Raw genomic sequence first — 21188 nt, forward strand, 5'->3', positions numbered from 1 at the left:
AAGTTAATCTATTTAGGAAATGCGGTCAACTTCGAAACCACCTGCCGTTTTGCATCTGTTTCAAAACTGTCCAGGTAATGCTGGGTGGTTTTTTCGCTGGAATGACCTAATGATTCTGAGATGAAGGCGGTAGAGACCCCGGAGCGCTTCAGGACAGTAGAAAAGGAATGCCTGGCTGTATAGGTGGTCACATCTTTTTCTATACCTAGCGCAGTGGCTATTCGCTTCATATACTTGTTAACCGTCTTGGTAGCCTGCTTGACTCTGGCCAGCTCCTGTTCGGGAGATAGAGCTGAGACAAGGACAGGAAATATATAGGTATCCGGGGTGACGGGCTTATTCCCCCACCTGCCAATGATAGCCATCGCTTCCGGCAACAATGGCACTGTGATCTGCTTCTGCTTCTGCCTGGTAGTACGTCTGGTCTTGGACCTGACAAAAATAATAGTTTCCTTATCAAGTTGCCTATAGGTAAGCCTGGCGATGTCTTTTACATTGATTCCGCTGCACAGGTAGGAAAACAGCCACAGGTCTCTGCTTCTGGCCTCACTTTCGGTCGCAGGAACATAATCAAAAATCCTCTGGATGTCTTTCAGCGCCAACGCTTTTTTCACGTTTGCGCCGGAGGGAATCTGGTACTTCCGCTTTCCGAAGGGATATAACTCCTGAGACACTTCACCGGAGGCAATGGCCTCATTGAAAAGGGCGCGGAGCGGACGCAGGTAAATGCCCACGGTGGTACCGGAACGTCCTTCCTGCAACATCCATTCCTCATAGTTCTCCAGAAAATCAGGTGTGACACGGGAGAAAGGCAAAGGCGTTGTGTTCTTTTCCTCTTCATGAAGCAGGGTTGCGATCTCTGCCTTCGTCTTTCCCTTCCTTGGCGTAAAAGCCTTTCCGCTGGCAAACCTCCTGAGAGAGTTACGTGCACTCTCGTAGTTATCAGCAGTGGCTGCCCTTCCTGCCTTCCGGAGCCTGGTGATGGCCGTGTCAAAGGCTGAGAAAATCTCGCTGGGTGAGCCGCTCCGCTGCAGTCTCCTTTCAAACTCTTCGAATGAGAAGCTTGGTAGCTTTTCAATGACCCTGACGGCCTTCCGTTCGATGTCCTGCAGTTCCAGCCCGATATCTTTGAGTTCCCGCCCGGGACGGTTAGAGTTCAGCCTCTCGAAATCTTCCAGAGCAAGACTAACACCCGTAGGGTAGTACTTCTGCTTCCGCTGATGGGTTACCCGAAGCTTCACGGGAAAAGTGCCGTCTTTAAGCACTCTTCTTGTGTCAAGGATGATGTGGGTGGAGGCGTCCTGCATGTTGTATACACCATTAATATTTGCATACAATTTGCATACAAACCATGACAAAACCTATCAAAAAAGGAAAAAACATACAGAGTGCCATTACTTAAGTCATTGTTTTACAGCACATAGGAAAACATCTGATAACAAATGGCAAGATGCACCTGTGACTGTTAATCAGGGGGTCCCTGGTTCGAGCCCAGGAGGGGGAGCAAAAGCCACTCAGAAATGAGTGGCTTTTTTGTTTTTATACCTTCCCGCCAACTTCTCCCTATCAACCTTTTCCAGAATTTATAGTATCAACTAATAAGTATATTTTCATATGACGGTCCGGGCTATAGTTTAGCTATGTGCGGTTCGTTGTTCGACAAAACTAAAAGACAGCACTATGAATAATTTAAGAACATACCTGGCCACACTGTTTATACTGATGGCGTTTACGCTGAGCAGTTGCGAACTGGTAGGAGATATTTTCAAGGCAGGCATGTGGACTGCACTCGTTATTATAGTATTGATCATACTCCTGGTTGTCTGGATTTTCAGGAAATTCAGAGGATAAAAAAAAAGGAGCCCGATGGGCTCCTTTTTTCATTGTCCCTATCGGGGCAAGTGTATCCACCGTATTGTTTGCCAGCCTGCACTACTTTGTAGCTGAACTATATAAATACCCTCCGAAAGGTGCTGCAGATCAACTTCAACCGGCTCAGCGGGAGATAATACAATTGTTTTCGTGAGCATCGTTTTACCGTTCATGTTACGCACCACCAAGTTTGTTTCACCGGTTATAGTTGCCGATGTAAGGTATAGTTTGCCATGCCCCGGATTCGGATAAGCTACTATTTTTGCCGGGCCATCTTCCTTGGCGTTTACACTTACTGTCCCGGAAAACGACTTCTCACCATCTTCGGCATACTCTACCAGCCTGTAGTAAACTATACCGTCAGTAGTGGGCAGGTGCGTAAATGTATAGTTATTAACAACTGAGCTGAAACCTGCCGCTTTAACCTGCCCCACTTCACTGAAATGCTTCCCGTCCAGGCTTACTTCTACAGAAAAATAATCACTCCCTCTTTCAGATGCTGTAGTCCATTTTAAGGTGGTGATGCCATCTTTATATCTTGCTGTAAATGCGGTAAGCTCGACCGGCAACGGATTGCGTGGCGGCTGCCATACGCCATACATCCCGCCCCTGGCGTTAGCTAAGGTAACGTAGTTTGTCGGCAGAGCTGCTGCTGCACGTGCGCCGGCCATAGTTGCAACTATCCCTCCTGCCGATTCCCATACCGTCCCGTTGTAGTAAGCCATCTCTGACATGGTGCGGTCAAAATCAGGAAGCTCATCTTCAGGATTCCAGTAAAAAGCAACTTCTGCATCCGGACTCGTGGCCCCCTCCTGGTCGATCATCCATACTTTATTTACCAACCCACCCTGTAATGGCTCGCCAAGGCCCTTGCGGGAAGCATCGTAATGCGCGTAAACACCGTCTTCTATAGTTACGCTTACATACCGCGCAGCCTTACCTGCCGGCAATGTAATACCAACAGGTGTATAGCTACGCTCTGAGCCTACCGGAAGAAACCTGGTACTTCCCGATTGAAGATACTGTTTTACAGTGCCTTGAGGCCCCAGTTTAATAAAGGCTGCTTCGCCGATGTGTTCTATAGCTGCCCCGTTTTCTAAGGTTATGGTCGCGTTCCGTAACTTTACTCCTGTACCGGCCAGCCTTAACTTACCCCGCACCTGTACCGGCATATCAATTACCTTCTCTCTGCTGCCGGTTATGTGCAGGTTACCAAAATTGCCTTGTACAGGGGCGTCTGTACTATCAGTGTTATAGATCACATTGCTATTAGGAGCCAGGCTACCAAAGACAGGAGCCCTGGTTGCATGATTTACAATTAGTGTTGAGCCATTGGCAATATCAATCAATGCCTTCAGCCTGTATTTATTAGGGATGGTTAATGTTGCTATAGCAGTCTCTTCGCCAAGTATAAGTTTAGAGTTAAGCCCGGAGATAGTCAGGTCTCTGCTAAGTTTGTAGTGCCCGCCTGCAGCCACTACAAAAGTCTGGTCTATATCTGTAAAGTTCTTGGGGGTTCTGCCGGAACTGGTGCCGTCGACAGACCAGCTTGACTGATTGCTAAGCACCTTACTTACTGCATAAAACACATCGTTCTGAATGAACTCGATCTGCACATCATCCAGCGCAACAGAAGGGAAGTTCTGTCCGCTTCCTGTTATCCCTGAAGCATCGTGCTGTTCCCACCTAATCATGATCTCCTGGTTGGGGGCCAGGTTTACGTTAAGCAGAGTCTCAGAAACTGTCCATTTGTTATTTGCCGCATTCCCATCTGTTACCAGGTTATTCCCGCTATATGGCTGGTTACCGATGGTCATTTGTGATGAGGGAATGTGCGTCCAGGCAAGCGTACTGCCTGGGTCAGTTATAGTTGGTGCAATAGCATAGCTGGCAGAGAAGGGTACAGTTGTTTGCCTGTTCCAGAACCATTGCTCTATACTATAGTTTATTTTGATATGCTTTAATGTAGCACCTGAGTTATTCTTAAACCGGACAGCATAGTAGTATCCGCCCCAGCCATTTGCACCATGTCCGCCTAACGCCCTGTCAGGGTTATCTGTGCTTCCGAAACTATACAACCCAATTGTTCGGGATGATCCGTCATTAGCAGCTATACCGGATGGCATAATACCACGTAGCGGTGTTGCATACCAACCTGGCAGGGTGCTCCCGTTTATCCAGTCACCGGTAGCTGGCAGCGAATTAAAATTTTGGGAATAGGCATGCTTTAGCTGGTAGCCGTAAGCCGTCATTTGTGGTATACTGATCTGTGCGCCTGCAGGCTCTATGGTCAGGCTGCACATCATGAAAAAGAAAATAAGTACTCTTTTGTAAGTTATTGGCTTCTTCATCTCCTAGTTTACAGTTCAAAACATGTAGCGCTTTTGCTATTTTTTGATTGAGGCTGCAAGGTAGGCACACATATTATCATATCATAATATAACCATATATTATAAGCTTAGTAATCAATAGTTTACCACAAAAAGTAGGTTATTTAGCTTTGTGCTATATTTATAAAGTACAATAAAGTGCCACTGTAAATCAGGTACATAAAGTGTTTAAACATTGATTATTCCTGTCGGCTGTACACGAAGAAAAAATCTTGGGCCGGCAAAAAAAAAGGAGCACCTGGCTCCTTTAAAATATTGAATGGGAAAATAAAGTATAGCTATTTAGACCTTTTGGGCATAGTCCCGAGCAGGTAATCCCAAAGCGGCGACGACACACCATAGGCAACTTCCGGGTCTTTGTAGTGATGAATGCTGTGGTGGATCCAGAGTGTTTTGAGGAAGTTTTTAGGCGGCGCATAGGCATGCACGGCATAATGTACCCACAAGTATAAAGCGTAACCAAATAATACGCCGGCTAATATCCCGAACACAAACTGCCCGAAAATCAGCTTAAACACAAAAAACAGCAACGAGGCAATGAGCACGCTAACGATAGGAGGCATTGCCAGCCGTTCCTTGTCTTTTGGGTAATCGTGGTGGTTACCATGGAATGTATACTGAATGCGTGCTTTAACCGGCGTGTCGGTATCCATATGGAAAATGAAACGGTGGGCCGCATACTCCATTAAGCTGAAAATAGCCCAGCCCAGGAAGAAAAGCCCTACCGCTTCCAGCACATCTATAAAACCATAGGTAATGCCATAGTAGATAAGGCCTACCGAGATAGCTATAAAAATAAAGATAGGCAGGGCAATGTGTGTTCTGGTTAGTCTTTCAAGAACAGGGTTCTCAAAGATCTGGGCTCGTCCTTTGTGATTAGGCTTCATAGTTTTTGTTTACGCAATAGTTTTTCTGACCGCAGAACTAAATAAAACAGAAAAGCTGCTTCGCCGGAAAAGGGATTAAGAAGTATGGATTTTGCAATATGTAATTACAGCGGAAGCAACGCCAGCAATGCATTTATAGTATACGGCGGACTCGCAACTATGTGCTTTGCCTGTTCATAAAACCGGCGTCTTTCTGATAATGTTTTGCCTAAGAACGAGATTAATTGGGATTGTGTTTTGCCAGCCAGCAAAGGGCGGACAGATAGGTCTGATTTTGAGAGCCTTCGGGCAATTTTTTTTACTGGCACGTCCAGGAAAATGGTTTCTCCGGCGGTATCCATCAATGCCATGTTATCAAAAAAGCATGGGGTACCGCCGCCGGTAGCAACTATAGCTTGCTTATAGTTGGCAACTATAGTTTGTAAAGCCTGGCGCTCTACCTCCCGAAACCCCTCCTGCCCTTCTGTAGCAAATATCTCGGCTATAGTTCTGTTTTCATTCTGCTCAATAACTGCGTCCAGGTCCAGGAAAGTATAACCCAGCTTTTCCGCCAGCTCCTGCCCCAGCGTGCTTTTGCCACTGCCCATCATACCGAGTAAAAAGATCAGCATCTTTTTTAATGATTAGTTAATAATGAGTAATGAATAATAACCATGGAGCTATAACTTATAATTCGTCATTAATCATTCGTCATTATTAATTAGTCGAGCTTAACGCGTGGGTCGAGGGCGGCGTAGAGCAGGTCTACAAAAATGTTAATGACTACAAACAGGAACGCTACAAACAAGGTTGCCCCCATTACCAGCGGAAAGTCGAGGTTCTGAACGGCCTGTATCGTTACCGCGCCCAGGCCTTTCCAGTTAAAGATATATTCGATAAAGAAGGCACCGGCCATAAGGGAAGCCATCCAGCCTGAAGCAGCCGTAACTACCGGGTTCAGGGCGTTTTTAAGGGCATGCCCAACTATAACCCGTCGCCTGTTCAGGCCCTTTGCGCGGGCCGTACGGATGTAGTCCTGCGACATCACATCGAGCATAGAGCTGCGCGTAAGCTGAACTATAACGGCCAACGGGCGAATACCTAAGGCAAAAGCCGGAAGCAGCAGGTTTCGCAACATCAGCTCTTTTCCTTCAAACGGGTCGATCTCGTATAGTTGTCCGGTCAGGCTCAGGCCCGTCCAGTTGCTCCAGTAAAAGCCAAACGTAATAGCAATTAATATGGCCGCTACAAAAGACGGTACAGAAATACCCAAAACGGATGTGGTGATTAAGGCATGATCTAAGGTACTATGTGGTTTGAGTGATGCCAGCACCCCGAAAAGGATACCAAACACGGTGGCAATAAGCATGGCCGCCACTGCCAGCCATAACGTACCCGGGAAATGATCTAAAAGGATATCGGTTACAGATTTGTTGCTCTGAAAGGAGCGGCGCAAATAAGGCGTTTTCCAGACCAGCACATCTTCGCCAACGTCAACTATAGTACTGTATTCATACTTCTGCTGGTTTGCTTCCGTATCTTCATGCACCGACAACGGCGACACATCATTTATATAGTACAGCAGCTGTGCGGGCAACGGTTTATCCAGGCCAAGGTCTTTGGTGATGGCTTCGCGGGTGCTCAGGTCGGAACGCTGGCCGGCCAGCATCGCCACCGGGTCGCCGGGCAGCACATTGAACAGGAAAAATACCACCACCAACACACCCAGCATGATCAGCAGGCCGTGCCCCATTCGGCTAAGTATAAATCCTATGAATTTCATGTATTAAATGTTGTTTAAGAAATTACTTTCTTGAGTTTTGTTAAAATAACTCCATCACTGTTCTTTATCGGAATCAGGTCATTTATAACTGCATTATCGAAAGATACTCTCATCCAGGGTAATATTCCATCAGGATAAATGAGCATTTGCCTTCCATCTTTGGCATGAAATATCAGCACATGCTCTGATTCAATATATTCAGTTATACTCACACTGGGGTTATTTTTTTCAATCTGCCAAAATGGTTCTAGCTTCAGGTTATCTGACTCATCTTTCCCGCTAAAGCCATGTATCTCTATCTTCGTTATTCTAAAATCAGGCTTTACCATTAAGCAAACATTTTTACCTTCAATATAACCTTCTTCAGTAGTAGGGATGTATGCTGGTTTACTCGCACTACTTAATTTAAGTCTGTTAAAGTCTCCACCAAAGTGTGTTTCATCAAAATCTGCTCCAATAACTATATACTCACGAAGTTCATCAAAGCTTATGCTTATTGCGTCACTAAATTCATACAGGTTATAGTTCGAGTCAATATCTACACCAGTACAAAGGATACGATTAATAGCCTTTCCTATCAAACTTTTTAGTAAGCTGATTTCCTCCTTTGGCAGTTTATGAATTGTATGAACTTCCTTCAAAATGTTGAATATTGATCTTTCGCTCTTCCGGACTTCCCAGTCCGAAAACTCGCTGGTGAGGACTTCTTAGTCCCCGTTATAGTTTATGCGAATTAGGAAATCCGCTTCAGCTATAGTTCCGGATTAAGAAACCCTATAGCCTTTCATTCAATTTATAGTTGTCATTTCGATTGCAGCGAGAAATCTATCTCAAATTCTAAATAGATCTCTCCTATCGTCGAGATGACAATTAAATTAGCACCAATTATTACTTAGCAAGAGCAGCCTTTACCTCCTCTATAGTTGGCGTGTTGTTGTGGTGCCACAGGCCTTTGGTGGTTCCGTCTTTTAATAGCCAGATACCCGGGTTTGAGCGGATAATCGTTTTAAGAACTGTATGATCCCCAAAGTAGTAAGGAGCAGCCAGGTTTACTTCGTGGCGGAAAGCCTCAAACTCCTGCGCACCGCTGCTGGTGATAACAATCGGCGTGATGCCCTGCTTCTCAGCTTCAGCCACTAAAGCGTTTATTCTTTCAAAATCATCGGTATTGGCCTTAGTAACGTTATGCACAACTATAACCAGTTTGGTACCAGTTAGTACTTCCTGCGTGTGGTCGCCTTCGTCGTTCCAAACGTTAAAGTCGGTAATCTTCGGGCCATCTTCCGGGTTAATGGCTACCATTTCTTTAAAGGCCCAGGTCGTATCGGTTGGGTATTCTGTAAACTCCTGCTCCTGGCCGCCTTTGGTCATAATGTACTTGTACTTAAGCGGTGCCGATGGCTTCATGAGCGTCGGGATGTTATTACCGATCTTATAAGCACGGAAGTCGATGTAAGGCAGGTTTTCGTAAGCGTACCAGCCAATGCCTACTGAAAGGATTGCTGTAAGCGCGGTTATAGTTGCACCTACCTTCTGGCTGATAAACGGCTGCAGGTAACGTTGCGTCATCAGTAGCACAATGATCATTACAAGCAGCACAATGTCTTTGGTGAACGACTCCCACGGGGTTAGTTTAATGGCATCGCCGAAGCATCCACAGTCGGTTACTTTGTTGAAGTAGGCTGAGTAGAACGTGAGGAAGGTGAAGAATACGATCATGGCCAGCAGCAGCCACAGCACTTCTTTCAGTTTCCAGCGAACGAGCAAAGCCACACCCAGCACAATCTCCAGCGCACTCAGAAAAATAGAAAGAAACAGCGCAGCCGGCTTCAATGCGCTAAAGAACGGAGCAATGTCTGTCGAGAAAACTTCGAAATACTCTTCCAGTTTAATGGCGGTGCCTACCGGATCGTTTATCTTGATCAAACCGGAAAAGATGAACAGCACGCCCACAAAGAGCCAGAAGAATTTGGTGATGTATTTCATGATTCTGCTTTCAGTTAGAAAGTTTGAGATTTAGAAAGTTAATAAGTTTATAGTTGCTGATTTGACAACTCTCCATTTTCATACGCTACAGAGTCAGCTATACTTCCTGATGAAGAATAAAAGTATGCAACCCCATGCTGCAAACCTGTTTTATAGTTTAAAACCTGCTGTTTATTGCCATTCTTCCAATAAACTACTGCTTCTCCATTCTTTTTGCCTTCAGTCCAGCTACTTTCTTCTTTCAGATGCTTCCTGTTATTGTCATACCAAAAGCGCCACAGACCATTCTTTCTGCCATCGATCAGCTTTCCTTCACTACGTGGGGTGGTTTCTAAGTTTGTAACAAAGTAGGTCTTTGTAATATGTATGGTAGTATCAGTCTCAGCAGTTTTCTTGATCTTAATTTCAAGTTTGTGATCTTTCTTAACTACAGCTCCCGGTATTATATCTATATCTTCGGTTAGAACATAGTTTGTAAACTCACCTGCCCATAACGGGTAATAAGGATTGTCATTAATTTTTATCACTGGATCTTCTCCAAAACGGTTGAAGTGACTGGAGTCTGTTTTTATAGTTAGCTCGTAAATCTCACCACTGTTCAAAGTATCATAATTTGCGCTTATGCTTTGAATTAGGTTGTCGGCATCAAAAGCTACTTCTTTAGAAGAATAGCTGCATGAGCAAAGCAAAAGCAGACACCATAATAAATTTGGCTTCATTTAGAGCAAATTATTTTGATTAACTAAAACTATATTGTCATCTCGAACAGCGTGAGAGATCTATCTCAGATTCTAAATAGATTTCTCGCTGCACTCGAAATGACAAAAAGGAGAAAGCAACTATAATCGTCAACTATAGCATCAAACTATAGACCCCAGCTATAACCTATAGTTTACTGCACCTTCTCCCCGGCACCCAGCTTTATCAGCGCGAAAACGGCGTAGTTGATCATGTCGCGGTAGTTGGCTTCCACACCTTCCGAGATCAGCGTCTGGCCTTCGTTGTCTTCGATCTGCTTGGTGCGGTATAGTTTCATCAGGATAATGTCAGTGATGGAGCTTACACGCATGTCGCGCCAAGCTTCGCCGTAATCGTGGTTTTTAGCTGTCAGCAGCTTTATGTTCTCTTCGATGTGGTGCGTGTACTGGCGCTCTACTTCTTCTGCGGGCAGCGTCTGCTCGGCATCGGCTGGCAGGCTAAGCTGCATCAGGGCAATTACGCAGTAGTTTATAATGCCTACAAATTCATCGCGGATGTCGTCTTCCACCAGCTGCTTGCCCTTCTCCTGAATTGAGCGGATGCGCTGCGCCTTGATAAAGATCTGATCGGTAATAGAAGGTAGCCGGAGCACGCGCCAGGCCGTGCCATAGTCTTTCGTCTTTTTAACAAAAGTATCTTTGCAGCGCTGTACTACCTGATTATATTCCTGGAGTGTTTGACTAATCAACTTTTTAGCTTTAATTTTAAAATCAATAGACCTAAATGCCTACATTGGATTCGAAAGATACGCTTTTTAAGAAAAAATCCACACTCAATTGCCGCGGAAAGCTCCTCTCTTTGGACACGCCGCTGGTAATGGGCATTCTCAACCTTACCCCCGATTCTTTTTACCCCGGCAGCCGCCTTAACTCCTCCAAAGAAGCTGTTGAACGTGCGCGCATTATGCTCTCCGAAGGGGCCGATATACTGGATATCGGCGGTTATTCCACGCGTCCCGGCGCAGCAGATATTTCGTCTCAGGAAGAACAGGACCGGTTGATACCAGCCATCGAAGCTATAGTTAAGGAGTTTCCGGATGTGATACTTTCGGTAGATACCTTCAGGGCCGATGTGGCCGAAGCAACTATAAACGCCGGCGCAGCAATTATAAACGATGTAGCAGGCGGCACGTTGGATGATAGAATGTTTGAAACCGTAGCCAGGTTGCAGGTTCCGTACATTTTAATGCACATGCGCGGCACCCCGCAAACCATGCAAACGATGGCCAACTATAGCAATGTAACTATAGAAGTGCTGGACGAACTGCAGCAACAGGTGGCTAAACTAACAAAGCTTGGCGTTAAAGATATCATACTCGATCCGGGGTTCGGCTTTGCAAAAACAACAGAACATAACTTTGAATTACTGAACCGTCTGGAAGATTTCCGTATATTGGGTTTACCTGTGCTGGCGGGCATGTCGCGCAAATCGATGGTTTACAAAACGCTGGGTATCCACCAGACCGACGCCTTAACCGGCACTATAGTTGTGAACACGATTGCACTGATGAAAGGAGCCGCTATTTTGCGCGTGCACGACGTAAAAGAAACTAAGCAGGCTGTAGAACTTTACAAGAGAACAATACTTTGACATTCTTATTCACGATAGGGTTTTTAGAGATCGAGCTGCTGGATATTATTGATATTCTGCTTGTTACAGCCCTGCTATACCAACTATACAAGCTGCTTACCGGTAGCGTTGCCCTTAAGATCTTCTTAGGCCTGCTCTCTATTTACCTGCTGTACCTGGTGGTGCGTGCCGCCGGCATGGAGCTGCTCAGCATTATTCTGGGTCAGTTTATGGGCGTGGGTGTGCTGGCTGCTATTATCCTTTTTCAGCCCGAAATTCGTCGTTTCCTGTTGATGATCGGCAAAACCACGGCTCTTAACCACGAGCGTTTCTGGGGTTTCCCGTGGCGCCGCGACACAACCGAAAAACTTAGTCTGACGCCATTCATCGAAGCTGCAAAATCACTGGCCGCAAAAAACACGGGTGCGCTGATTGTTTTCGCAAAAAGCTCAGAGCTGAAATATTATGCTGAGTCCGGGGATTTGATTGATGCTGTGATTTCGAAACGACTGCTGATGTCGATCTTCAACAAGAACAGCCCGCTGCACGATGGTGCCGTAATTATTGCCAATAACCGCATCAAAGCGGCCCGCTGCATTCTTCCGGTTTCAGAGAACCAGGAAATTCCGGCTTCAATGGGTTTACGCCACCGCGCAGCCATCGGCTTAACCGAGATCACGGATAGCATTGTTTTGGTGGTTTCGGAAGAGACCGGCCAGGTAGCTTTGGTGCGTAACGGCGAAGCTTTCCGTAACCTTTCATCCGCAGACCTGCGCGTTAAGCTTAACCAGTTCCTGTTCGATACCGACCAGCGCCCAACTATAAGTGCTTCTGAGAAGTCAGTGAGTGCTGCCTGAAAAGACCAGTGATTAAGGAGATTTAGCTGATTTATTAAGATTTCTGTCTGAACCCAGATTAATGGAGATTTGTGGGATTAGCAGGATAAACGTTGAGTCCTCAGAATAGATTGAGTCCCTATTCAGACAATTAATTTCTGCTTCTTCTTTTCCAGCTTACCCAATAAAACACCAGGCCAATTATAGGTAGTAACCATAGCACTAACATCCAGAGCAGGCGCTCGGTCAGGTTATAGTTTGTTTTAAATATCAGGTGGATAAGCGAGATGAATGCACCGCCATAGTAAATGATCAGTAGCGTAAATACGATGCTATACACCAAACTGCTGTTGCCAGAAGTCAGAAATTCCATTGTAACTCTATAGTTTAGACATCAAGGTACAAAATATCAGGCATAAAAAAGCCACTCCTGGTTTAAGAGTGGCTTTTTTGTTTTGTATGAGTCGTCCTGAAATAAGTTGACTGTGTCATCCGCTGGCGCGAGCTTGTAGCTCGTGTTTTATCTCTGGCGCAAGTCTCCAGCCTCGCCAGAGGTTCAACTATAGTTAGACACGAATTACGGTTCCCGTACTTGATTAGGAACGAGAAAGCTCGCGCTCTGCCTATGTAATTACTTGATCACGCCCAGCTCTCTGCCAACTTCGGTAAAGGCAGCGATACACTTATCAATATGCACACGGTCGTGCACCGCTGATAGCTGCACACGGATACGCGCCTGGCCTTTTGGCACAACCGGGAAATAGAAGCCAATTACGTAAATACCTTTGTCCAGCATACGGGCTGCAAATTCCTGCGCCAGTGGTGCATCGTATAACATTACCGGAACGATCGGGTGTTCGCCTGGCTTAATGTCGAAACCGGCAGCAGTTATCTGCTCACGGAAATATCTCGTGTTCCACTCCAGCTTGTCGCGCAACTCAGTAGTAGAGCTCAGCATATCCAGCACGGCAATAGATGCCCCAACTATAGACGGAGCCAGTGAGTTAGAGAACAGGTAAGGACGTGAGCGCTGGCGCAGCATATCAATCACCTCTTTGTGGCCCGACGTGAAACCACCCATGGCACCGCCAAGCGCTTTGCCCAGCGTGCCGGTAATAATATCGATCTTACCCATCACGTTGTGGTACTCGTGCACGCCACGGCCGGTCTTACCCATAAAGCCAGTCGAGTGAGAATCGTCTACCATGATCAGGGCTTTGTACTTATCAGCCAGCTCCACAATCTTATCTAACTGGGCAACTGTGCCGTCCATCGAGAACGAGCCGTCTGTAACGATGATGCGGTGTTTTGTATTGGCATTCACGGCTTCCTGCAGTTTTGCTTCCAGGTCGGCCATGTCGTTGTGCTCGTAACGGAAACGCTGCGCTTTACATAAACGCACGCCATCAATAATAGACGCATGGTTCAGTGCATCCGAAATAATAGCCGAATCCGCATCAAACAAAGGCTCAAAAACACCACCGTTCGCATCAAAAGCAGCCGCGTAAAGTATGGTATCTTCAGTGCCTAAAAATTCAGAGATCTTGCGCTCCAGTTCTTTGTGGATATCCTGTGTACCGCAGATAAAACGTACCGAGCTCATGCCGTAGCCATGCGTATCAATAGCGTTTTTAGCAGCTTCGATCACTTTCGGGTGAGCCGATAAGCCCAGGTAATTGTTGGCACAGAAGTTTAGCACGTGGTGCATCTGCGTGGTGTCAATATCAGCACCTTGTGGCGTGGTTATAATACGCTCTTGCTTATATAGTCCGGCAGCCTTTATTTCTTCCAGCTGTTTTTCCAGGTCGGGTTTTAAGGTTTCGTACATAGTTATAGTTTATAGTTGCTCGTTATCAGTTATTCGTGCGTTCTCAGTTATAGTTCGCTGTCCGGTTTTGGCGGTGGCCTTTTAATGACCGGCCTCGGGCGCGCCGGCTTTGGTTTTATAGTTTCGTCTGCTGGCAGTTGTGGTTTTGCTTCGTCTATAGTTGGCTGTACAGGTTCTTCCGGGTTTGCTGCATTTATAGTTGATTCTGCAGGCGGTGCTGGCCGTTTTATAACAGGTCTTGGCCCTGGCGTTTTTGCAGCTGGTACAGGTTCTTCAGCAATCTTTATAGTTGGCTCTTCTTCCGGTTTTTCTGCTTCAGGGTTAGTCTCTTCAGCTGTGGGCTTTTGCAGCACAACAGGTCGTTTTATTACAGGCCGTGGGCGTGCAGGCTTTGGCGTTTCTGCCTCTGGTGCAACTATAGTTGCTTCCAGATCTATAGTTTCACCAGTTTTATCTGTTGATGGTCTCTCTGTTTCCGAAGATTTTTCATCTGTTGATTTCTGTAAGGCAGCCGGTCTTTTAATAACTGGCCTTGGCCGCGCCGCCGGTTTTGGTGTTTCAGCTTCCGGAACTATAGTTTGCTCGGCGGGTTTGGCAGTTTCACTTTCTTCGGTAGCAGGTTTCTGTAAAGCAGCCGGACGCTTTATTACCGGCCGTGGCCTTGCCGGGGCAGCTCCTTCCGGTGCAGGCGTGCTTCCTGAAACTGAGTTTTCGCTTTCTGTAGTCGCTGCTGGCTTAGAAATAACCGGGCGTTTAATAACAGGTCTTGGCTTAGCGGGTTCTGCTTGTTTTGCTTCCTCGGGGTTTGCAGTTTCGCCATCGGCTATAGTTGGTTTTGCTATAGTTGGGCGCTTTACAACAGGCCTTGGTTTTGGAGTTGGCGAAGTTTCTGAAATTTCCTGGGGAACGGCTGGTTGCGCCGCTTCACTGGTTTCAGTAGCCGGAGCTGCACGGCGCATAACCGGCCGTGGCGCACTTGGCGCAGGAGCAGATTTTTGAACCTCTTCTTCTGCCAGATGATACCGTAACCGCACATCGTTTATCACCATTTTAGTGGCAATATAAAAGCTGTTCTGGTGCATTTGGCCGTACATATCGGCCCATGCAGCAAAGCGCGCGGGGTCGCCGGCGGCAAATGCAGCTTTATTGATGCGCTTCTTTACAAGGTATTCTTCAAATGTCATGCCCTGACCTTCTGGTAATATCTCTACAAATATAGGTAAATCCCGAGCACAAGCCAGTACGCCGGCACCTGCTTTTGCGGCAATGTTATATTATAGTTAACTCTGCTGCTTGCTGTTCCGGGAGTTAAATAACCGGCTTACCTTTGTTTTAAGGTGAGTGAAAAGTTAGATTAGTTTGAAGTACCAGAGAGCGTTTGCTACTAGCAGATGCTCTCTTTTTGCATTTAAGCCATAATCTGCTGGCTAAAAATCACAAGCGTCTGTGTTTGTTATAGGTTATGCTTTCAGGATTGCACCGAAATAAGTTACTTTGTGCAAACGACTTTAGTAACTATGGCAAACACAAGCGACACGGTACTGGTAATAGGTTCGAGCGGCCAGCTTGGCTCCGAACTGACAATGGAACTGCGGAATATGTATGGCGGAAGTAATGTAGTGGCGGCAGATATTGCAGCACCCAAACATGCCGACCTGCGCGACTCCGGACCTTTTGAGAAAATAGATGTGCTGGACCCAAAAGCAATGGGCGAACTGGCAGCTAAATATAAATTCAAGCAGATATATCACCTGGCAGCTGTGCTATCGGCAACCGGCGAGAAGAACCCGAAATTTGCCTGGAAACTGAACATGGACGGCCTGTTTAACGTGCTGGACCTTGCACTGGAACAGAAAGTGGAGAAAGTTTACTGGCCAAGCTCTATCGCTGTTTTCGGCCCGAACACCCCACGCCAGAACACGCCACAGCATACCATCATGGATCCGAACACGGTGTATGGTATCAGCAAGCAGGCTGGTGAGCGCTGGTGCGAATATTATTTCGAGAAATACGGTCTGGATGTGCGCAGCCTGCGTTACCCTGGCCTTATCGGGTACAAAGCGTTACCGGGCGGTGGCACTACAGATTATGCCGTAGACATTTACCACCAGGCACTGGAAAGCGCCAGCTACGAGTGCTTCCTGAGCGAGAATACGTACCTGCCAATGATGTACATGCCGGATGCCCTGAAAGCTACTTTGGATTTAATGCACGCCCCAGCGGAACAGGTAAAAGTACGCAGCTCGTATAACCTGAGCGCGATGAGCTTCTCGCCTAAAGAGATCACAGAGTCCATCAAAAAGCATATCCCGGAGTTTGAGATCAGCTACAAGCCAGACTCACGCCAGCAGATTGCCGATTCGTGGCCACAAAGCATAGACGACAGCGCCGCCCAGCAGGACTGGAACTGGAAACCAGCTTACGACCTGGATGCTATGACCGCTGATATGTTGCTGAATCTGAAAAAGATGAAGGAAGAACAGGCTGTTTAAGTTTGTAAACTATAGATTTGAAGAAAGGCGGTGCAGCAATGTGTCGCCTTTTTTATTTTGTCTGAAGCAAGGTTTTCAGGATTGGGCTATAGTTTATAGTTTGAGTTATAGTTGCCGTTCCAACCTGCCCCTGCCGGGAGTGAGTTTCGGCTGTTGCTATAGTTTGAGTTGTAGTTCTATAGTTCGTATTGATGGCGCGAGCGTCCTCGCTCGTGACTTGGAATGGTGTGGAGTCTCCTGACTCCGCTGGCCTGGCAGGGACAGGGATTGTCTGAACCGGGATTAAGTGAGATTTAAAGGATTTCTGGGATTGGGCTACTGCTTTAGATGGAGCTATAGTTCTATAGTTGGCGTTTTACCCCTTCCCAGCCTTCCCCTAACAACAGGGGAAGGAGCTTTCGAGTTGTCGCTATAGTTGTAGTTATCGTTTTATAGTTGCTGTTTTAACCCACCCCTGCCCCTCCCAAGAGGGGAATTTCGGCTGTTGCTATAGTTGAGCTATAGTTCTATAGTTTCCGTTAGTCATCCCCCCGCCCCTTCAAAGGGGGACTTTTCTGCTGCAGCTTCCCTAACTGTCATTTCGACCTGCGGGAGAAATCTGAGTTTGCTATAGTTTGAGTTATGGTTCTATAGTTACAGCCTGTCGAGCGGACAGGTCGCGACCTGTCCCTACGGAATTATCACCACGATAAAGGTCGAAGCTTAACCGGTTCAAACTATAGACAAAAGTAACTATGTGAAAGATCTCAGTCTTTGGGTTGAGCGCCTTGTGAATATCTGGTGCCGTAAGGCATTGCGACGAAGGAGCAAAAGAGATTCGCGCAGCGCGATGCCCGAAGACGGGCCTCCCGGCCGTGAGGGCACCAAAGCTGGATTGAAACGATAGGTAAGTAGAGCTCCCAGGATTAGAGAAGGCTATGAAAGAAAAGGCTTGGTTCAGGTTGCAACTATAGCTCACTATAGAACTCAGATTCTCACAGCTGCGCTGGCTCTCTTCGACTCGCGTCTCAAGAATGTTCGAAATGACAAAATTGGAACTATAGGACATATAAGATCCCTCGTATGATGCTCGGGATGACAAAAGAAGAGAAATAGAACTATAGATCAGTCGCTAGCAGGAACTGCGCACGCTGCTACGGCTTGCCAAACCTGCCAATCAATATTTAACCGGCAATTCTATACTGACCTTTATTCCAAGCAACCTCCACGGCACTATTCCAACCTCCCCTCTGTTACAACAACTAAATCTGTGCTAACTTGCGCCGCAATTTCAGAAAACACTATAACCCTGTGAGATCCACCACTTTTCTTTCATCGTTGTTGCTGGCAGCAACTTTATACTTAACCGGCTGCACCAGCACTTCAAAACTGCAAACTGAAGCGCCGGTTGCTACGGCATCTGCTGTTCCGGTATATCAGCCAAAACTATCTTCCATAACCATACCCGTAAGTGTGCAGGTGGCGACGTTAGAAGAAATGCTGAACCGACAATTTGCAGGTGTACTCTATAACGATACCAACCTGGATGATGACGATGTAGCTGTAACTGTGAGCAAAAATGTCCGCATGAGCATCCGGGCTGATAAGGATAAGATTTACTTCAGTGTACCGCTCAACATCTACGCGAAAGGCCGCTGGAAATGGGACCCGTGTAAACTTTGCCCCGCCATCGATAAGACCGAAGATACCCGGTTTGATATGGTGATTAATACCGAAAGCAAGATCGGGCTTACGGAAGACTATAAACTTAAAACTACTACCATAGGCGATTTTGAATGGGGCAATACCAAACCTGTGCTGGAATTAGGTCCGTTAAAAATTGGGTTGGCGCGCTTTGTGGAGCCGGCACTTCGTAAACAAATGGCAACACTGACCAAGCAACTTGATGCGGAGCTGCAGAAGCAGATTAATGTAAAGCAATATGTACAGCAGGCCTGGAATATGCTGCAGGAGCCCGTTAAAGTAAACGATGATTTAAATGCCTGGCTGCAGGTGTTGCCGCAGGATGTGCGTGTTACGCCGCTTCAGGCACGCAATGGCACACTAGGCATGCGCATTGGTATTACATCGTACATAAACGTAACTACCGACGGAAAGCCTAAAGCACAATCTCTGAAGAAACTGCCAAACCTGGTTTTAGACAACAAACTGACCGATAACATACAGGTTGGGCTTACGGCCGACATTCCTTATACACAAGCCAGTAAAATGCTGCAACAGCAGATAGCCAACCAGACCTACAAGTTTGATGATGGCAAAAGCCAACTGACTGTGAAAGATGCAACTATAAGCCCGGGTGGCGACCAACTGGTGCTGATGCTGGATGTGGATGGTAAAACAAAGGCAGGCCTGTTCACAAAAAAGATAGTGGGCAAAGTATACCTGCGCGGCACACCGTATTACGATGCGGCTACCTCCTCTATAAAAGTACGCGACGTGGATTATACCCTGGAGACCAAAGACAAGCTACTGAATACGGCCAGCTGGTTAGCTAAGAACAAGTTTAAAGACATGATTCAGCAGCAGGTGAACATTCCTGTAAAAGACCAGCTAGCCGATGCACATAAGTCGCTGCAGCAGGCACTGGATAAGCAGGGCCGCGTGCACGAGTCGGTAATACTGAAAGGGAAGATACAAACTATAGAACCGGACAATATTTACTTAACACCTACTGCTATCCGCGCAGTAATAACTGCCAAAGGCAACCTTACCGCAACTATAGACAAACTATAGTTTGCATACGGACAATACTCCCTATAAATGGCTGCTCTACAGGCAGCCATTTACAGTTTACGAATAGGCGTCGGGCTGTTAAATACGGTGGTGGGCACATGCTTGGGAGTTGCAATATTTTCTATCACAAAGTTGCTCTCGGGGTTGCTGCGGTCCGATGCCAGCTTTATAGTTCCATAGTTTTTATAATTTGCCCAGCGACGCATAAAGGTGGGTTTTTTATCGTGGAAATTTTTAAAATACGTCCATTGCGTAATCAGGCCTGTTTTTTTATCTACCCACAGGTGGTATTTATTTTCCGGAGTGAGGCCAACATGATCAAAGGTCATTTCTAATTTATCCGCTGCCGCACCATCCATGGTTTTGCCCTCGCCTATATACTTCAGTGTTACGCCGGGGTCCTGTAGTTTAAAAGGCATTACCAGCCAGTAAGAGTTATTGATCCAGAAGGCATAGGCCTGTTCCAGCAACCTGCGTTTCTCTTCCCCGGTCTGCAGCTCCTTGCCGGCAACATACACTTTCCCGTCTTTTGTCCGGGTGCTGATAATAGCAACCAGGCTGTCTTTCTCCCACCGGAAACGGTCGGCTTTTTTATCCCACACCTGGTACTGGCCTTTAAAGCTCCAGGCTATAAAGCGGGTATTGTCCCAGCCCTGTTTGCCACCCATGTTTTTTATTACATGCTGCGCCAGCGCCTTTGCCTTTGCATCCTGGCCAAGCGCCGGAGCAGGTGCAGCTACCGCTATCAATAACAACAGAAAAGCCAGCAGTCCTGCTGCACTATAAGTATACTTGTGCTTATCCATATTATAACCCGTTTATAGTTTGAGTTTATACGTTCACAAAACTTAAATTGCCACACATGAAAGTGTTTACACCTAAATCCAACTATCATATTTGGCAAGACGTAATCAAAACCCATAACAAAGGCATAAAACGAATGGCTACCTATACTTTTAAAGATATCTTTACCCTTCTTAAATCTTCGGTTTCGGAGTTTCTGGATAATGAGTCGTTGCGGTTGGCAGCGGCACTGGCTTTTAATGCAATTTTTTCTATACCGCCCCTGCTGCTGATCATTATAAAAGCGGCTGGTTTTTTTCTGGGTGAAGCAGCTATTTCAGGCGAGCTTTCGAACCAGATCTCCACAGCAGTCGGGCCCGAAGCAGCTAAAGAAGTAGAAGCTATTGTGCAGAATGCCAGCTTAAGCGAAAGCGGGTGGGCCCTTTGGGTTGGTATCGGTACATTGCTGTTTGCAGGCACTACCTTTTTTGTAACCCTGCAACAATCGCTCAATACGGTCTGGAACCTGAAAGTGAAACCTACGAATGGCATCATGCGCATGGTAAGAGAGCGTATCTTTTCATTCGGCATTATCCTGAGCATTGCCTTGCTGATGCTGTTCTCACTGGTAATGAGTGCTGCTATTGCAATCCTGAGCGGTTATATCTCTGACATGCTCCCCGGCCTTGGCGTCTGGCTTATCAAGCTCATCGATTTTATAGTTTCCGTAGGGCTTATCTCGTTGCTGTTTACACTGATATTCAAATACCTGCCTGATGGTATCATTCGCTGGAAGGATACGCTGATCGGTGCTATAGTAACGGCTTTGTTGTTTGGTTTGGGCAAGTTCCTGATCAGCTGGTATATCGGTACTTCTGATCCGGGTTCGGCCTACGGGGCAGCAGGCTCTATCATCGTTATCCTTGTCTGGATCTATTATTCGTCGATGATCGTGTTTTATGGCGCTGAATTTACGCAGCAATACGCCGAGCGCTACGGCCAGCATATCCGGCCAAAACCGCACGCCGTTTTTGTGCGCATTATAGAAGAAACAGTTGATAAAACTGACAAAGCCAGCGGCAGACCAAAACCGGAAGGCAGGTATAATAAGAATCCGTAGACTGTGCTGTATAGCTAGGGTTTATAGTACAAAAAGACCCAGGGCCTCTTTCAACAAAGCTCTTTCGGACTTTAAATCCGAATGTTACCTGCACGGGACACCCTTGCCCCGTGGTGCAAATAACGCGGACAAGGATGTCCACAGCAGTTTTGGTTCCGGACATGGATGTCC

20 protein-coding genes are annotated in these 21188 nt (G+C 46.5%); 7 read left to right on the top strand and 13 right to left on the bottom strand.

Annotated elements, in window-relative coordinates:
- Nucleotides 1–8 precede the first annotated feature (8 nt).
- Nucleotides 9–1307: a site-specific integrase gene (locus GSQ66_RS13190; protein WP_162427895.1), complete on the bottom strand. Its 1299-nt coding sequence runs from the start codon at nt 1305–1307 to the stop codon at nt 9–11.
- Nucleotides 1308–1680: 373 nt separating this feature from the next.
- Between GSQ66_RS13190 and GSQ66_RS18825 the strand changes: the two genes are divergently transcribed.
- Nucleotides 1681–1851 (top strand): hypothetical protein, encoded by a 171-nt coding sequence (locus GSQ66_RS18825; RefSeq protein ID WP_202923351.1) that lies wholly within the window; start codon nt 1681–1683, stop codon nt 1849–1851.
- Between the two features lie 38 nt (nt 1852–1889).
- Here GSQ66_RS18825 and GSQ66_RS13195 read toward each other — a convergent pair whose 3' ends face one another.
- The 8 genes from GSQ66_RS13195 to GSQ66_RS13230 all read right to left on the bottom strand — a co-directional run bounded on the left by GSQ66_RS13195 (nt 1890) and on the right by GSQ66_RS13230 (nt 10344).
- The gene (locus tag GSQ66_RS13195) at nt 1890–4223 is read right to left on the bottom strand and encodes a T9SS type A sorting domain-containing protein (RefSeq protein WP_162427896.1); all 2334 of its coding nucleotides are present in this window, start codon (nt 4221–4223) and stop codon (nt 1890–1892) included.
- Between the two features lie 317 nt (nt 4224–4540).
- Complete coding sequence (locus tag GSQ66_RS13200; protein WP_162427897.1) at nt 4541–5149, bottom strand: sterol desaturase family protein; 609 nt, start codon at nt 5147–5149, stop codon at nt 4541–4543.
- A gap of 104 nt (nt 5150–5253) precedes the next feature.
- The gene (locus GSQ66_RS13205) at nt 5254–5760 is read right to left on the bottom strand and encodes a shikimate kinase (RefSeq protein WP_162427898.1); all 507 of its coding nucleotides are present in this window, start codon (nt 5758–5760) and stop codon (nt 5254–5256) included.
- Between the two features lie 89 nt (nt 5761–5849).
- Entirely contained in the window at nt 5850–6911 is a 1062-nt protein-coding gene (locus tag GSQ66_RS13210) for an ABC transporter permease (protein ID WP_238395685.1), read from the bottom strand.
- A gap of 14 nt (nt 6912–6925) precedes the next feature.
- Nucleotides 6926–7552 carry a hypothetical protein gene (locus GSQ66_RS13215; protein ID WP_162427899.1) on the bottom strand — a complete coding sequence of 209 codons (627 nt, stop codon included), beginning with the start codon at nt 7550–7552 and terminating at the stop codon, nt 6926–6928.
- A gap of 247 nt (nt 7553–7799) precedes the next feature.
- Nucleotides 7800–8897, bottom strand: coding sequence for a BT_3928 family protein (locus GSQ66_RS13220; RefSeq protein WP_162427900.1), 1098 nt, complete (start codon nt 8895–8897; stop codon nt 7800–7802).
- Between the two features lie 47 nt (nt 8898–8944).
- Nucleotides 8945–9616, bottom strand: a complete 672-nt coding sequence (locus tag GSQ66_RS13225) for a toxin-antitoxin system YwqK family antitoxin (protein ID WP_162427901.1) — start codon at nt 9614–9616, stop codon at nt 8945–8947.
- 173 nt (nt 9617–9789) lie between these two features.
- Entirely contained in the window at nt 9790–10344 is a 555-nt protein-coding gene (locus GSQ66_RS13230) for a DUF1599 domain-containing protein (RefSeq protein ID WP_162427902.1), read from the bottom strand.
- Nucleotides 10345–10379: 35 nt separating this feature from the next.
- Here GSQ66_RS13230 and folP point away from each other — a divergent pair, with 35 nt between their 5' ends.
- A complete protein-coding gene (gene folP, locus GSQ66_RS13235) occupies nt 10380–11246 on the top strand; it encodes a dihydropteroate synthase (RefSeq protein ID WP_202923352.1) in 867 nt (288 codons plus the stop codon).
- On the top strand, nt 11243–12082 hold the full coding sequence (gene cdaA, locus GSQ66_RS13240) for a diadenylate cyclase CdaA (protein ID WP_162427903.1): 840 nt from the start codon (nt 11243–11245) through the stop codon (nt 12080–12082). The genes folP and cdaA overlap by 4 nt, the downstream gene beginning before the upstream one ends.
- Nucleotides 12083–12212: 130 nt before the next feature.
- Here cdaA and GSQ66_RS13245 read toward each other — a convergent pair whose 3' ends face one another.
- The 3 genes from GSQ66_RS13245 to GSQ66_RS13255 all read right to left on the bottom strand — a co-directional run bounded on the left by GSQ66_RS13245 (nt 12213) and on the right by GSQ66_RS13255 (nt 15073).
- A complete protein-coding gene (locus GSQ66_RS13245; protein WP_162427904.1) occupies nt 12213–12434 on the bottom strand; it encodes a PLDc N-terminal domain-containing protein in 222 nt (73 codons plus the stop codon).
- Between the two features lie 258 nt (nt 12435–12692).
- Entirely contained in the window at nt 12693–13889 is a 1197-nt protein-coding gene (gene kbl / locus GSQ66_RS13250; RefSeq protein ID WP_162427905.1) for a glycine C-acetyltransferase, read from the bottom strand.
- 47 nt (nt 13890–13936) lie between these two features.
- Nucleotides 13937–15073, bottom strand: a complete 1137-nt coding sequence (locus GSQ66_RS13255) for a hypothetical protein (RefSeq protein WP_162427906.1) — start codon at nt 15071–15073, stop codon at nt 13937–13939.
- Nucleotides 15074–15406: 333 nt separating this feature from the next.
- Between GSQ66_RS13255 and GSQ66_RS13260 the strand changes: the two genes are divergently transcribed.
- From GSQ66_RS13260 to GSQ66_RS13270, 3 genes are all read left to right on the top strand, one after another.
- Nucleotides 15407–16381 (top strand): NAD-dependent epimerase/dehydratase family protein, encoded by a 975-nt coding sequence (locus tag GSQ66_RS13260; RefSeq protein WP_162427907.1) that lies wholly within the window; start codon nt 15407–15409, stop codon nt 16379–16381.
- 736 nt (nt 16382–17117) lie between these two features.
- Nucleotides 17118–17267: a hypothetical protein gene (locus GSQ66_RS13265; protein WP_162427908.1), complete on the top strand. Its 150-nt coding sequence runs from the start codon at nt 17118–17120 to the stop codon at nt 17265–17267.
- A 404-nt stretch (nt 17268–17671) separates the two neighbouring features.
- Nucleotides 17672–19114 carry a DUF4403 family protein gene (locus GSQ66_RS13270; protein ID WP_238395686.1) on the top strand — a complete coding sequence of 481 codons (1443 nt, stop codon included), beginning with the start codon at nt 17672–17674 and terminating at the stop codon, nt 19112–19114.
- 50 nt (nt 19115–19164) lie between these two features.
- Here GSQ66_RS13270 and GSQ66_RS13275 read toward each other — a convergent pair whose 3' ends face one another.
- Entirely contained in the window at nt 19165–19920 is a 756-nt protein-coding gene (locus GSQ66_RS13275) for a hypothetical protein (RefSeq protein ID WP_162427909.1), read from the bottom strand.
- Between the two features lie 134 nt (nt 19921–20054).
- Here GSQ66_RS13275 and GSQ66_RS13280 point away from each other — a divergent pair, with 134 nt between their 5' ends.
- Complete coding sequence (locus GSQ66_RS13280) at nt 20055–21017, top strand: YihY/virulence factor BrkB family protein (protein ID WP_162427910.1); 963 nt, start codon at nt 20055–20057, stop codon at nt 21015–21017.
- The last annotated feature ends 171 nt before the right edge of the window (nt 21018–21188 follow it).

This window comes from Pontibacter pudoricolor (genome assembly GCF_010092985.1).
Classification (GTDB): Bacteria; Bacteroidota; Bacteroidia; order Cytophagales; family Hymenobacteraceae; genus Pontibacter; species Pontibacter pudoricolor.